Source organism: Neomoorella sulfitireducens (genome assembly GCF_024733845.1).
GTDB classification, from domain to species: domain Bacteria; phylum Bacillota; class DSM-521; order Neomoorellales; family Neomoorellaceae; genus Neomoorella; species Neomoorella sulfitireducens.
Map to the genome: position 1 here is coordinate 110984 of NZ_JANRHG010000005.1, position 13801 is coordinate 124784.

18 protein-coding genes, 1 pseudogene and 1 riboswitch are annotated in these 13801 nt (G+C 50.4%); of the genes and pseudogenes, 10 read left to right on the forward strand and 9 right to left on the reverse strand.

Features of this window, described 5'->3' with window-relative positions; all coding sequences use genetic code 11:
* Positions 1-215: 215 nt before the first annotated feature.
* The 3 genes from NWF31_RS07040 to NWF31_RS07050 form a co-directional block, all read right to left on the reverse strand.
* Positions 216-545 carry a hypothetical protein gene (locus NWF31_RS07040; RefSeq protein ID WP_258359797.1) on the reverse strand — a complete coding sequence of 110 codons (330 nt, stop codon included), beginning with the start codon at positions 543-545 and terminating at the stop codon, positions 216-218.
* 124 nt (positions 546-669) lie between these two features.
* On the reverse strand, positions 670-882 hold the full coding sequence (locus tag NWF31_RS07045) for a hypothetical protein (protein WP_258359798.1): 213 nt from the start codon (positions 880-882) through the stop codon (positions 670-672).
* A gap of 34 nt (positions 883-916) precedes the next feature.
* A riboswitch (cyclic di-GMP riboswitch) is annotated at positions 917-1000 on the reverse strand.
* A gap of 102 nt (positions 1001-1102) precedes the next feature.
* Complete coding sequence (locus tag NWF31_RS07050) at positions 1103-1804, reverse strand: hypothetical protein (protein ID WP_258359799.1); 702 nt, start codon at positions 1802-1804, stop codon at positions 1103-1105.
* A gap of 288 nt (positions 1805-2092) precedes the next feature.
* On the opposite strand from NWF31_RS07050, the gene NWF31_RS07055 reads away from it, so the two are divergent.
* From NWF31_RS07055 to NWF31_RS07075, 5 genes are all read left to right on the forward strand, one after another.
* Complete coding sequence (locus NWF31_RS07055; protein WP_258359871.1) at positions 2093-2320, forward strand: DUF1659 domain-containing protein; 228 nt, start codon at positions 2093-2095, stop codon at positions 2318-2320.
* 103 nt (positions 2321-2423) lie between these two features.
* Entirely contained in the window at positions 2424-2645 is a 222-nt protein-coding gene (locus NWF31_RS07060) for a DUF2922 domain-containing protein (RefSeq protein WP_258359800.1), read from the forward strand.
* A gap of 168 nt (positions 2646-2813) precedes the next feature.
* Entirely contained in the window at positions 2814-3044 is a 231-nt protein-coding gene (locus tag NWF31_RS07065) for a hypothetical protein (protein ID WP_258359801.1), read from the forward strand.
* A gap of 1 nt (position 3045) precedes the next feature.
* Positions 3046-3195, forward strand: a complete 150-nt coding sequence (locus NWF31_RS07070) for a YvrJ family protein (protein WP_258359802.1) — start codon at positions 3046-3048, stop codon at positions 3193-3195.
* A gap of 117 nt (positions 3196-3312) precedes the next feature.
* Positions 3313-3951: a hypothetical protein gene (locus tag NWF31_RS07075; RefSeq protein WP_258359803.1), complete on the forward strand. Its 639-nt coding sequence runs from the start codon at positions 3313-3315 to the stop codon at positions 3949-3951.
* A gap of 51 nt (positions 3952-4002) precedes the next feature.
* Here NWF31_RS07075 and NWF31_RS07080 read toward each other — a convergent pair whose 3' ends face one another.
* The 3 genes from NWF31_RS07080 to NWF31_RS07090 all read right to left on the reverse strand — a co-directional run bounded on the left by NWF31_RS07080 (position 4003) and on the right by NWF31_RS07090 (position 6839).
* A complete protein-coding gene (locus tag NWF31_RS07080) occupies positions 4003-4824 on the reverse strand; it encodes a response regulator transcription factor (protein ID WP_258359804.1) in 822 nt (273 codons plus the stop codon).
* A 171-nt stretch (positions 4825-4995) separates the two neighbouring features.
* Complete coding sequence (locus NWF31_RS07085) at positions 4996-5475, reverse strand: VOC family protein (RefSeq protein WP_258359805.1); 480 nt, start codon at positions 5473-5475, stop codon at positions 4996-4998.
* Positions 5476-5810: 335 nt separating this feature from the next.
* Complete coding sequence (locus tag NWF31_RS07090; RefSeq protein ID WP_258359806.1) at positions 5811-6839, reverse strand: zinc-dependent alcohol dehydrogenase; 1029 nt, start codon at positions 6837-6839, stop codon at positions 5811-5813.
* 243 nt (positions 6840-7082) lie between these two features.
* Between NWF31_RS07090 and NWF31_RS07095 the strand changes: the two genes are divergently transcribed.
* Complete coding sequence (locus NWF31_RS07095) at positions 7083-7955, forward strand: 3-methyl-2-oxobutanoate hydroxymethyltransferase (RefSeq protein WP_258359807.1); 873 nt, start codon at positions 7083-7085, stop codon at positions 7953-7955.
* Between the two features lie 419 nt (positions 7956-8374).
* Positions 8375-8671 (forward strand): hypothetical protein, encoded by a 297-nt coding sequence (locus NWF31_RS07100; protein ID WP_258359808.1) that lies wholly within the window; start codon positions 8375-8377, stop codon positions 8669-8671.
* Positions 8672-8799: 128 nt separating this feature from the next.
* Here the strand turns inward: NWF31_RS07100 and NWF31_RS07105 are convergent, their stop codons facing one another.
* Complete coding sequence (locus tag NWF31_RS07105) at positions 8800-9756, reverse strand: LysR family transcriptional regulator (RefSeq protein ID WP_340674362.1); 957 nt, start codon at positions 9754-9756, stop codon at positions 8800-8802.
* Between the two features lie 357 nt (positions 9757-10113).
* Between NWF31_RS07105 and NWF31_RS14965 the strand changes: the two are divergent.
* The 3 genes and pseudogenes from NWF31_RS14965 to NWF31_RS07115 form a co-directional block, all read left to right on the forward strand.
* Positions 10114-10280: pseudogene (locus tag NWF31_RS14965) on the forward strand (IS1634 family transposase); the annotation flags it as partial.
* Position 10281: 1 nt separating this feature from the next.
* Complete coding sequence (locus NWF31_RS07110) at positions 10282-11316, forward strand: hypothetical protein (RefSeq protein WP_258359810.1); 1035 nt, start codon at positions 10282-10284, stop codon at positions 11314-11316.
* The gene (locus NWF31_RS07115; RefSeq protein WP_258359872.1) at positions 11285-11794 is read left to right on the forward strand and encodes an ATP-binding protein; all 510 of its coding nucleotides are present in this window, start codon (positions 11285-11287) and stop codon (positions 11792-11794) included. The genes NWF31_RS07110 and NWF31_RS07115 overlap by 32 nt, the downstream gene beginning before the upstream one ends.
* Positions 11795-11847: 53 nt before the next feature.
* Here NWF31_RS07115 and NWF31_RS07120 read toward each other — a convergent pair whose 3' ends face one another.
* Together NWF31_RS07120 and NWF31_RS14970 are read right to left on the reverse strand one after the other, a co-directional pair.
* Complete coding sequence (locus tag NWF31_RS07120; RefSeq protein WP_258359811.1) at positions 11848-13149, reverse strand: TRAP transporter large permease; 1302 nt, start codon at positions 13147-13149, stop codon at positions 11848-11850.
* Entirely contained in the window at positions 13146-13640 is a 495-nt protein-coding gene (locus tag NWF31_RS14970) for a TRAP transporter small permease (protein WP_422880260.1), read from the reverse strand. The genes NWF31_RS07120 and NWF31_RS14970 overlap by 4 nt, the downstream gene beginning before the upstream one ends.
* Positions 13641-13801 lie beyond the last annotated feature (161 nt).

Consider the following 13801-nt stretch of genomic DNA (forward strand, 5'->3'; position numbering starts at 1 on the left):
CACACGATCTTCAATTTTATTCTCAGCCAAATAATGCTTAAGGGCTCCCTGGAAGCCAACCGTGCCGTATTAAGATGCCTACGACCGCAACTCCATCGAAGGAGAAGGCGACGCCAGGAGCCATATCATCGGTAAGTCATCCGGCCGGCAGCAAGAAATCTCCCCCTGCCTGCCAGGTGATTACCAGGGTGCTGCCTAGCAGGATGCGTCGTAACCTATCCCGAGCGATCTATTTCTCTTTCTTTTCCTCCCCTAAATGCAATTTCGGCATTTTCTCGCTGGGTTAAAAGCCGGTTAAGTAAATCTCGTATCCTTTCAATATGAGGCCAGGTGAAAGCGAAACGAGCGACCAATCTGCCAATTGCCCCTTCCTGGGGCTGATGCCCCGGTGGTGGGGCAGATTCCGGAAATCGTTGAATAAAGTTTAAAACAACAATCTCTGGGTTCGCCGAACTCTGGACCAGATCGATAAACTCAATATGCATGGCCTGTTGGTCGGCGATTAGCGGAAGCAATTCTGGGTTTTGCTGTTCCTGTTTAACCATCCTATGTAACCTCCTCTTTATTCCTCAATAATGCTGCGGCTGAACCTCCTCACACTTTCTAGTCCTGTGCCCCTTCACGGCATTGACGTTATACTCGATGAGCACTGGTAATCCTCCACTTGATTTAGGCAAAATGCTCAACGTCGTACCTGCATGCATTTGCGGGCAAAATTGATCTGTTCGACCAGGCGGGCTTTAATTTTCTCCTGGTCTTCCAAAGACAACTGGTTAATCTTTTTGTTGCCGGCAATGCCGGAATGATTTCTTTGATCTGGAATTCATAATAACCCAGGCGGCGGGGTTCGCTGCATAAAACCCGGATTTCTTCCCCGGCCATTGTGCCTGCCCCCTTGTTTGGAACAAGATAAAGCCTGGCAGTAGGCCGGGTTCATTACTGGCTCCGCTCCCCGCAAGTGACCAGGTACACGGGGAGCTTCCTTGCCTCCTACCATATATTAGTTATACTCTACGTAACGCCATTTTCCTTTATGCCTCCCGTCATAGATGCCCCGGGGCCTCTTTTTGCCCGTCGAAGACGGGTTTATTTGGCCGTAATTCTATTTGGCCAGGGTTACTTTAAAGCTTTCCAGGGTGGAGGTGACCCGAGTGTCCCCGGAGATGAACTCCCTTTTCACCATCCCCACCCCTTCTTTGTAGTACTCGAAGATGGTGGAACTGCTGCCTTCAAGCTTGACCTTGAGGCAGTTTTCGAATTTTCCCGCCGGCGTGTCTACGGTTGCGTTGACGTCAACAATCTCCCTGGGGCCGTTGGGGGTATCCCACCTGGTGCCCACCGCCAGGGGCGCCTTCAAAATAACCACACTGTCTTCGGGCTCGTGTTCCAGGTAATTCGTGTCCTCATAGGCTTCGCCCCGGAAAAAGATGCGCGTTACCTCATCGTCCGTGACCTTGAACACGGCTGCGCTTACGGTACCACCGTTGTCCTCCCTTACCTGGGCCCGGTCGCCCTTTGCATACAGGACCTCGCGTTTAAAGGAGGCATATTCGTTCCCCTCGCCCAGGTACTGCCACCGGCTGCCTGGATATAAAGGGAAGAATTCGCCGGCCTTACCGCGTTGCGGGGGAACTTGTTCCCCGGCCCCCGGCCCGGGCTGCTGGACGTTGGGCTGCTGCGGTACCCCCGGCTCTTGCTGCTGGACGTTGGGCTGCTGCGGCGCCTCCGGCCGGGAACGGGCCACCATCAGGGCGCCGGCGATTATGACGACGGCGATGAGGGAAATTGTCGCTGCTCGTCGCAAAGGAATACCTCCATTTGCTTTTTCTTTACTGCCATCATACCATCACCGCGGGTTTTTATCCAGCATAAGGAACGTTCCCGGCCCTGCCATCTTCAGGTAGTGCTGTTAAAAGGTATGGTAATCTCCCGGATACGGCATCCCCTCTTTCGTTGTTATTGCCAATCTTCTTTCCGGCCGCCGGGTCCGGCGGGTAAACGACAGGTATTCTTGCGTAATGGTATGCAAACATTTGTTCCCTTTTGCCGCCAACCATGTTATGCTGAAGCCGTCCGAAGGGAGGTGATAAAAATGCCGGTCATCAGCACACCCCTGGCCACCACCCTGCGCCTGCAGGTGCAGGTTGGGACCGACGCCGGCGGGCAACCCGTCTACCGGGTGCGTTCCTACAACCGCGTCAAGCCTGCGGCCGCGGATCAGGACGTCTACGACGTCGCCCAGGCCCTGGGCAGCCTGCAGGTCTATCCCGTTAACGCCGTCAGCCGCCTTAACGAGAACGACCTCAGCGCCAGCTCCTAAGCAGCACATATAACCGCAGTCCCGGGGATGGACAAGCCGCCGCTCTTTTAACGGCGGCTGCCTCCCCCGGCAGCAGGCTGCGGCAGGAAGGAGGTGAAACGTCATGCCTACCAAACGCCTGGAGTTGATTTTCCAGAATGCCGCCGGGAATCGTTCCACCCTGGCGGTTACCGACCCGCGCGACGACCTGACCGAGACCGAAGTCCGGGCCGTCATGGAACTCATCCTGGCTAAAAACATCTTTACCTCGCCCGGCGGCGACCTGACGGCCATCATCGGCGCCCGCATCGTCACCCGGGAGGTCACCGACATCATCGCCGCTTAAGCTTGACGGTCAACTTTTACCGGATGGGGTGGGCGGCTCCCGAACGCGCAGTTCACCCCATCCCTTTATATTTCCATAGAACCCGGCCTGCGGCGCTTTCACCGGGGCCGCCCCCGGCGTCGTACCGCTGCCGCCGGTGATAAGCGATAAGAAAAGGAGGTTCGCGTTATGCTGCAGGTTAAATTCAGTTATTTCGCCCGGCCCCGGCGGGGCCGCTGTGACTGCTGCGACCGCCAGCAGACCCTGGAAGGTAAAATACTGCTCCTGGAAGATACTGCCCTCATCGGCGACCTTGTTCTCTGTGGCGAATGCGCTGCCGCCTGGGAGGAGCTCCTGGGGCAGGGCCGGGAAAAAGTGGTGCAGCAGTGGAACTTTGCTCGTGAAAAGGAGGGAGCCTGACATGGAAAACCTCTGGGTCCAGATCGGCAACTACGGCTTCCCGATGGTGATTGCCTTTTATTTATTAGTTCGAGTGGAGAAAAAACTCGATGACCTGACGGCGGCCATCCACGACCTGGCCCAAACCTTAAACAGGGCCGCACCGGGTTGAAGCCCCTGCCGGGGCAACAGCCCGGGCAGTGCCGTTATCTCAATTCGTGATTGCAGTTCCCCTTGAAATGCGAACTTCTGTTCGATTATAATAAAATCCAGGTAGGAGGTGGCATAATTGGCAGTCAACTGGATACGGGAAGATTTGTGGCAGAAATTAAACTGCCTGGTACCTGTCTACGGCAGCGGCGATGACGCCGGCAACTATACCGAGGTCTGGCTGGACGACGGCCGGAAAATCCTGGACCGCCGCCGGACCAAGACCGTCTTGAAGGCCCTGGCCGCCCACCTGGGCGTTTCCTGGCGGCAGGAGCATACCGCCTGGTCCTGGGAGGGCCGCAGCCACCTGGCCCCCGTGGTCCTGGGGCCGGAGATGGTCCTGGTGCCGCTAAGGTTGCGCCGGCCCCGCAGCCGCGACGAGGGCGGCACGGGCTATGTGGTCGGGGGCAAGGTGAAGACTTTTGAGCCGTACAATGAAGGTTTCTTCCGTACCCTGCTGTACCTGGACGGCAACATGACCCTGCCCTGCCTCTTGAATATGGACACCCTGGCCCTGCGCCTGGCGGAAGGAGAAAGGGCCCTCCGGCGCCGCCGGGAAACCTTCTGCGAGCTTTCCGCCCCCAATTTTACTCGTCGTGTAAACAACAACAGCTACCTGCTGGTAGAACCGGGCGGGGGCACCGTCGCCGCCCGGCTCGTAGACTCCAGGGGTGACGTGATAATCCTCCGCCGGGAAGATAAATCAAGCCCCCTGTGACTGCAGGGGGCTCCATTTGGACCTCTTTTATGGTAAAATCTGTCACTGAACCTATTTAATCTTAATACTGGCGCAAGGCTGCTGCCGGCCGAGGCATTCAACCCCTTCGCTATACATTTTTACCAGCAATTCCTGGCGGCTTGTAACGTTCAGTTTTTCGTAGATGTGTGAGATATGCTTGTATACCGTAAAAAGGGAGACGTGCATCTTTTTGCTTATGTTGGCCGGGGTGACGCCACTGCACAACATATTTACTATTTCCTTTTCTTTGGGTGTAAGGGCCTGAAGGCTTTTATTATTTACTTCAAGGTCGCGTCTGCTGTAATCTGCTGCATTTACGTAAAGGTTCTTATAAAGGTTGTTCAGATGCGGCCAGACGACGTTGAGAATGTTTAACTCCCGGACGGTGAATTTGTCAAACCTGCTCCGGTCTATAATGCATGTGCACTTCAAGGTGTTATAGGTGTCAAACAACCCGAAGCCGAGGGAAAAACGTATTCCTTGCGGCCTTATATAATCGACCAGGAATTCGTCACGCTGATGTTTGGTCCAGTCGTAAACACAATTTTCCATCCTTGATACAAAATGAAAGCCCCTACCGGTCAAATTATGGAATAATGAGTAACGCCCGTTTTCCACTTTTGAATAATACTCATAATAGAGCCGCGGCCATTTTTTATCAACTTTAACGAGGTATTCATCATATACCGCGCCGTTGTCGTTGATGTAATAGACGCGGGCCTGATCGTATGGTACCAGGAACTTTATTTCTTTTATCACCTGGGTGCTAAAGTTTTTAGGATCCCTTACATTGCCGCAGTTAAGTAGAAAGTTGTGAATATCATGCCACGGCAATTCGTTATCAGTACCCATCGAAAGGAGTACCCCCTTCCCCGGGTAGATCATGCAAGGGTTTAAGGTACAGGCTGGTGCGGTTATAACCCCACCAGCCTGCCGGGTGCCCGCTACCGCACCGCGCGGGTTTAAACGGGCACAATCCCCTTTAGGCTTATTATACCTGATTTCCGGCCGTTCTTTAATCATTTATGGTTTGCTCATAACCTCATAACTGTGGGTGTAGATCTCAAAGATATTGCCAAAGGGGTCTTCGGCGTAAACGGCAGCATAAATTGTCCCCCTGACGTCTCTTTTATTGACTAATGAGCGCTGTTTGCCGCCGTAGGCCTCTAGTTTTTTAAGAAACTCTTCGTAACTGGGTACCGTGATGCCGAAATGAAAAACCCCGTGTTTTTTAAATTCCCATTCTTTAGCCGGGTAGCTGCCTTCAAATTCCAGCAATTCGATGCCGATACGGTCCCCGGTAGACATATGCGCCAATTTAAATCCGGTCCAGTTTTCCCCGTACACGGTATCGCAGAAATTGCTGGAGGGACCGCCGTCACGCTTAATCGTCCAGGGCCCGGCCAGGTGATACCAACCGAATACTTCTTTATAAAACTCGATGGCTTTTTCAATATCAGGCACAGAGATGCCAATATGGGAAAAAACAATCGGGTATTGCATTTTTATCCCTCCGGTTCATTTTTTAAAACCGCTTTTTGCCCGCTACACTTGTTCGTAGAGCAACATTTTTGCTTTGATCCTGAACAAACCAGCCGTATATTTTCCAGCCTGCAACACCTTTTTGCCAACACCTGCCTTAATGACTTTTTATGTGAATTTTTAGTTCCTTATAAAAAAGTATAGATGTGGTCCCGGCTATGATAAATACTTAATTTTGAGTATTTAGGCTTCTCTATAGACACAATGTTTCTTTTCGCGGACGACGAAGAATGAGCGACGGGTGTAATAGATAAGGGCAGAGTGTCAGGGCCACTTTGCCCTTATCTATACAGGTGCTATACATAGGATATGCAAACTTTCAGGCATTCTCCGGGATTATTAGCTTTAGCAAGGGCTTCATTTATTTGTTCAAGCCGGTACACATGTGAAACTAGAATAGATAGGTCAAACTTACCTGATCTCATCATTTCTAAAACCTCGACCGCTGCGGTTTCCAGGGGAATATTGCCACAACCGTTAACATGCCAGTTATTGTAACAGAGGGAAAGCATATTAATAGTCACCGGCTCATGGTGCACACCGATAATCCCAAGGGATGCCTCCCGGCCCGCCAGCAAAGCAAATTGATCTATCACTGCCTGGGCACCGACAGCGTCTATATACAGGTCGGCGCCGCAAGCCTCACCGCCAAAGCTGATCTTTTTCCCGAATTCTTCGATTGCCCTTGCTTTCAGGTTTTCTTTTTCAGGATTACAGGTTAATAAACCCAGGCTCCGGGCTCTTTCCAGCCGGAAATCAGAAATATCAACAACCATGACTTTTTCGCAACCATACCATTTGAACATGAGGGCTGCGCTCATACCAATGATACCTGCTCCGAACACGATGGCCGTCTTCCCCGGCCCGGGGTTCAAACCTTTGGCCCCGCGAGTACCGATCACAAAAGGCTCTAAAAGAACTGCTGATTTCAGCGGAATATCTTTGTCGACTTTAATTACACTAAAGCCCACTTCGCACTTCGGAATATGAATAAACTCTGAAAAACCGCCGACAGTCGCCATGCGCCTCCTGTCCCGTTTGGCATTACCCATGTTCGGAAATACATAATCGCCCACCTTCAGGCCTTCTACATTTTTACCTATTTCTACTACTTCACTTATCATTTCATGGCCGAATTCATGATCTTTCCAAATCATGTGCATGTCGCCGCCCCTGGTGTAAGCGCCGATATCACTGCCACAGATGCCTGCCATGAGGTTCCTGACGATAATATCGTCGTCCCCGCACCGGGGATACGGAAGCTCTACCACCTCAACGTTACCTACCCCCCTGTAAATTGCCGCCTTGTAATTTTCAGGTTTCATTTTAATAACCCCCATTCATAAATTTGATAAAAAATACCTGAAAAATTACTCTATTGAATGTCTAACCGAAGTATAGCACCGGGCAGTTATTATACTAAATACTTAATATTGAGTATTTGCACAGATAATAGTTGTTTCTACAATACTTATAGAGATTTATGTTATAGCTGGACAAATCCTGCATTTTGTACGGATACAACCAGCTGGCAACGTTAAAAACAAAATTTGAAGGGGGATTATACTATGGCAACTGTAAAAGGAAGCAATATTGAGATGGTACCAATTTCCATGCAGCGGCAGACGATCTGGCATCTCCAGAAGATGAAGGATGAGGGCAAGAAGATTAGCATGGTTGGCACCGCCTACATGGATCCGATTTTTGCCATGCTTTGCGAAAAAGCGGGTATCAATCTGGTGCGCTACACAGCACCTGGTGAGAACAGCCAACAGCGCGCTGAGAATATCGCTTGGTGGACCAGAGCGATCCGCAAGATGGCTCCGAACATTTGTCTGAACGCTGTTATGCAGACCCAACAGTATGCAGATAAATATACTGCGGTAAAGGAAGCCTCAATAATTATGGCAGACGGCGCTGACTCTGTCATGCCCATGGGCGTTACCAACGAGGTCCTGAAATACATGTCCGATAACCAGATCCCTGTTTTTGGGCATGTGGGCTGCCTGTCCGGTTGGCAGACGGGACGGTTCGGCGGGTACAGGCGTGTCGGCAAGACTGCCGAGGAAGCCATGCAGATTTTCCGCCAGGCTTATGAATATCAGGAGAACGGCATGGTCGGTATGACCATCGAGATGACCCCTCGCGAGGTGACCAATGCTATCGCCAAGAAACTGCGTATCCCTGTCATTGGAGTCGCGGCCGGCGGTGTTGCGGACGGCTCCGAGATGGTGATCTTCGATCTTCTTGGATTCCTGCCCCCTGAGGCCATGGCTAAGCATGCAAAGTCTTATGCATCATTCCTTGGTGAAGCTATCAAGGCATTCCAGACCTTTGACGCCGAAGTCAAGGGCGAGATCTATCCCGCAGAAGAGCATGGCTGGGGCATGGATGAAAAAGAGTTCGAGAAGTTCATGAACGAGCTTGAGAAGAAGTATTAAATGTTACTGCTCGGCCTATTTGACCGCAAATGAGCATACGGAAAAAATATCCAACAGATTTTAAAGCGAAAGTTGTGCTGGAAATCGCCTGCCGTGAAAAAAACAGCTGCTACCTGCTGGTAGATCCCGGCGGCAGTACTGTCGCCGCACAGCTCATCGCCGCAAGGGCGATATCATAATCCTCCGCCGGGAAGATAAATCAAGCCCCCTGTGACTGCAGGGGGCTGTTTTTTTAAGCCTGGAGTGTTAAAATGGAACGCATTACCACAAGTGTTGTTTCCGTGACCTGGTCGGCAAAATTGCTGCCGTACAGCCTGTATTAGCTGTCGAGAACATTGAAGATACTTTTCCCCTTTCGTTAAGATGGCGGCCGAGGGCCGTCTACCGGGCCGTATCCCTAACCCGGGCAGGTGTCCTCTATGGGCGGGGCTAACGCTTTATGCGAGGGCCATCGTTTAATATTGCCCGGCATTAGAGACCGGGCGCGAGCCACCTGCCAGGAGTGTCGCTACTGTGTACCAATCGTGGGGCGGGAAGAGACGCGCCTGGCCTGTCTGGCCACCCTGGATATATATTTAACAGGGGTAAAGCGAGTACCGGGAGAACTGAAGGCTGTAGACTTCATCTGGCTGGCCGGCAGGGAAAAGCTGGTTGAGGCGGTAAATAAAATACATGCCGGCAACCAGGCATGCGGCTTATACTGCCAGAAAGATTGATTGTTGTTCAGGCGCGAAATCGGGTTGCCATGCATGGCCGTTAGGATGTTCTCCTAGCGGCCTTTCTTTTCTTTACTACCAAAAGCGTCCCGCAGGCAACCTGAACAGCGTAGCAGCTATTGCGTTGTTCAGGATTGACGGGACGTTTCAGTAGCAAAGCGTTCGTGCGCGTTGACGAGTTCCCTAATGAACGGTAACAGGGATGGGTTAGCATTGTTTTGTTTCCACACGACAGCGATGTAAATCTTGCAGTCTTCATCCTCCAGATCAATAAAGCACAGTTTTGAGCTGGCATTGGCGATATGGTGCCGGGGGGCAATCAATATTCCCGTACCCAATTCAGCCATCAGCAAGGCTGTATCGATATTTGGAGCTTCTTTGACAATGTTGGGGGAGAAGCCCCGGGCCTCGCACAGGGCGATCGTATGATTAAAAACCGTAAGATTCTGTTGCCGGTTTAGCATAATGAAAGGTTCCTGCGCTAGTTCAACTAATGAAACGCCGCCTTTCTCCACTAAAGGATGGTCCTTGCGGACGATGACACAGAGATTGTCCTGGCATATAGGTTCGCAGTTTAGATCTTCGGTGTTTTCTAAGCCAAGGGAAAGAGTAAACCCCGCGTCCAATTCGTTGCGTTTTATTGCTTCTGTAAGCTCTTCCAATTCATCATAACAACTGAATTCCAGGCTGATATGGGGAAGGGTTTTGCTGAAGTGTAAAATAAAGTCGGTTAGAAAGCTTCTCACGGCTCTTTCCAGGAAACCTAACTTTAGATGACCTACTATGCCGCATGAGGCCAAACGCAACTTCCGGTAGGCTTCTTCATATTTGGCAATTATTTCTTTGGCATCCTGAAAGAATAATTGCCCCATGGCTGTAAGCTGTACCTTTTGTTTGTTCCTGAAAAAGAGCTGGACGCCAAGCATGCGCTCTAAATCGGCAATATGCCGGCTCAGTACCGACTGGGCGATGAACAGGTGATTGGCAGCCTGGCTAAAATTTAAATATTCAGCCACCGCAATAAACTCCCGCAACCGCTGAAAATCCGTAGACAGAGCTAAACACCTCCTGAAACGGCTGATCAATTATACCTGGTGGGTATAGAAGCGTTGTGAATAACCCACTCAAATTGGTAAGTTTTTGCCAACCAACATCAAATCCTTATCAGTAATCATATCTACTTTTGCGGGAGAGGATTTCGTTGTTGTGAAGCAAGGAAAACCTGCGGCGGCAAATAACTATCCAGGTTGTCGATATTAAAACCTAACTTTGACACTAAAACGTCTATTTTAAGGACTTAAATACCATCAAGACTAGTAATATCAACGACCTTTCTCTACCGAAACCGCCAAAACGTAGTGAAAACAAAACTACCTTATGATATTTTCACACTGGGCATCTCTCGGTATAATAGTAATGACGATAACCGAGGTGATGCCCCTTTGTTCCCCCGCATTATCACTACCAGACGCGGTGGCCATACCTACCGTTATCTTGTCCTGTCGAATCCTACCGGGAAAAAGGCAAGGTAAAACAGCGCCAGGTTGGGCATTTAGGCAACATCGACCAGTATTCTCAGGAAGAGATACAGCGGCTTATTAATAAGCTGCATGGAGTGTTTCCTCCATGCCCTGATCCAGGTTTTCACCTGGATCAATGGCGTCCCCCAGTATATCTGCTTCGATAACCTGGCGGCAGTGGCAAGTATAGGCAAGGGCCAGGACAGGAAACTCACCGCAACCTTTCGCCGCTTCATGCTCCACTACCGGTTTGAAGCCGCCTTCTGTAATGCCGGCAAGGGTAACGAAAAAGGGAACGTAGAGAATAAGGTAGGGTACAGTCACCGCAACTGGTTATTGCCCTATCCGGAGGTTACCAGCTATGAGCAGCTCACAGCAGAGCTTTATCGCCGGGCTATAGCAGATATGCAGCGCAGCCATTACGAGAAAGGGCGTCCCATCGCCGCTTTGTGGGAGGAAGATCAAAAAGCCCTGCTGCCCCTGCCCGCCGTACCCTTTGAGCCGGTCCAGCTGGCAACGGCCCGTATTAACAAATATGGCCAGTTTCACTGCCGCGACGAGGTTTACGCCCTCCCCAGCGCTCCTGTGGGAGAAAGAGTATCGATCAAGCTCTGGTGGGACCGGGCCGAAGTTTTCAGTCACAACAACGAATACCTGGCTGTATTTCCCCGTCATTACACCCTGAAAACCCAGCCCATTGACTGGCAGGGGTACTTCAGCATCTTTGTCCGTAAGCCCCGCGGCGCCCGTCACGCCACCATGTACCGCTTTTTGCCCCAAGAGGTCAAAGATTACCTGGAAGGATGTGAACCCCAGGGATACCGCCGCCGGCTTGAGCTCATTTACAGCTTCTTGCAGGAAGGCTTCTGCCTGGACCTTATTGCCAGAGCCCTTGCTGATACACCGCCCGGGAAAGGAGATGATGCCGGGTTCATCCGCCACCAGCTTTACCGCCTGGCCCAGCCGGAAACCGGGTTGCCGGCCTTAAACGAGATCTATACCCCGGCCAGCGTCCGGGGTTATAACCCGGCAACTGACGTTTATGACCAGCTCCTGCCCCATACCAGAGTGCCGGGAGGTGACGCCAGTGGTCATGGTCCCGGAGTCCTTGCCGGAACAATGTAAAGCCCTGAAACTGGCCCATGTCCCCTCTCTTTACCCGGAACTGGAGTACCATGACCGGGAACAATACCTGACGGCTCTTTTTAAGGCCGAACTCGAAGCCCGTCAGGCCGGCAAGATCCGCCGCCTCATTCACCGGGCCGGATTTCTGGCTCATAAAACCCTGGAGGACTTTGACTGGACGCCGGTTACCCTGCCCACCTCCACCACCGTTACTACTCTCAGTACGCTGGCCTTCCTGGAGCGGCACGAGAATGTCCTGGCGCTGGGGGCAATAGGGACCGGCAAAACCCTCCTGGCCACTGCCCTGGGTTTAAAAGCCTGCACGGCCGGGAAAGTGGTTCGCTTTTACCGCTGCCTGGACCTGGCAAACACCTTGCTTGATAGCCACCGTCAGGGTGGGCTGGGGAAGCTGATGGCCGACCTGGAAAAGGTAGACCTGATCATCATCGACGTGGATTGCTTCATTCAGAAACATTAACGGCCTGAATGGTTACTTTCACGTGGGGCTACCCTATAGCTCGCTTCACTACTTTATTGCATTAACCGTGGTATGAACAAGCTAAGCTGCGGGAAGCTCGAAACAATGATTATGCATATAATATCCGCTATGAAAAATGGAATGATACTACTAAATACTGTAGAAAGTGGAATCCCGGTTAATCCTGAGAAGACGAAGCAGTCAAGCCCTACTGGGGGTGTAATAACTCCGATTACTATAACTAAGGTTATTACAACTCCAAACCATATTGGATCAAAACCTAAGGATAAAGCTACAGGGTAGATAATAGGCATAGTAAGAATAACTGCTGAAAAAATGTCAAGGAACATTCCCAGGATAAGGTAAAGCACTACTATGCCTGTGAAGATCACCATTTTAGGTACGGGTAATTGAGCCGCAATTTCTCCTAGCAAGATGGGAAGCTTACTAACTGCCATAAACTTCATGAAGATATAGGCCCCAACAATGAGGAGCATAACCATTGCTGTTGTCTGCCCCGCTTCAAAGAGGGCATCTAAAATTTTTTTCAGGGTGAGTCGCCGGTTGCTTAGGCCAATAAGGACAGCACCAAAACCACCAATTGCTCCTGCTTCTGTAGGGGTAAAAATGCCTCCATAAATACCTCCCAACATCAAAACAAATAAAAGAATCATATGCCATGTCCCTTTAAGCGACAATACTTTTTCTTTAAAGCTAGTCTTCGGTCCAGGTGGACCCGCTTGCGGATTACGAGCTGTAATTATTGCAATAACTAGGCAATATAACAAAGTAAGAAGTATTCCAGGAATTATACCGGCCATAAACAGCAACCCGATGGAGTTCTCCGTGAGGATGCCATAAATAATGAAAGACATGCTGGGGGGGATAACAAAAGCCAAGGGAGCCGCACAGGCAATGCTGCCCACAGACAGTTTTTCATCATAGTTATACTTTTTCATTTCGGGGAGCGCTACTTTACCCATGGTGGCTAAAGCCGGTGCAGGGACACCGGTAATAGCTGCAAATAAGGCACAGGCTACGACTGTGGCCATAGCTAGCCCTCCGCGCAGTTGCCCTACTAGCTTGTAGGCGCTCTCATACAGGTCTTTACCTATTTCAGTATTGGAAAGCAGCATACCCATGAAAACAAATAACGGTACTGCCGACATGGGGTAGTCGCCAACGGTTGTAAAAAGGATCTGGGGTATCCCTCTGAAGGCTGGTCCGAAACCCATGATGCTAGCATACCCAAAAAAGCCCACCAGCGCCATGGCCGCACCAATCCATATTCCTGAAAACAGAAGAACCACCAAAACTACAAGCCCAATAGCACCAACGATTTCTGGGCCCATCATTTTTTCACCTCTCTAGTCTCAGTCATGTTTCGGACCAGTAGCACTAAGATAGCTACGCAGAATAATGCGAAACCCAGGCTCATTATCCAGTAGAATGGTGCATGTGGTATTCGGAGCAAGCCTGTCTTGGTATTTACTTCAATACTCTCATAGAAACTTGCTATAGTCAGAATAACATATATAAGTAAGGACAAAAGCAAGGTAATTGTTTTAATAAATGCTTGAATGCTCGGCGAAAATCGCTTTATTATTAAGTCTACCAACACATGTCGACCGGCTAATGCGCACCACGCCAGCGCAGGAAAAACTATAACTATCATCATAAATTCGGTTAGCTCAGGAGTGCCTGTTATTGGGGCTCTAAATAGGAACCTCCCAAGGACGTCTGCTACCGTCAGTAGCATCATAAACGCTATTACGAGTGATACTGCGAAACCAACCAACTGGCTAAAAGAGGAGAACGCTTTTTTCATAGCTTTGATATCCTCCATCCTCAAAGTGTCATATCATTTGCAAGGGAATGAAGTCCCCCAGCAAACCGACAAATAACAGTTTGTTTCCGCCACAGGCTTTATTGCTTGCAAAGCTATCCCAAAATAAAGGCTTTGATGCCGAACCATGCATATCTACGATTTCTGTCAATGTTATTATT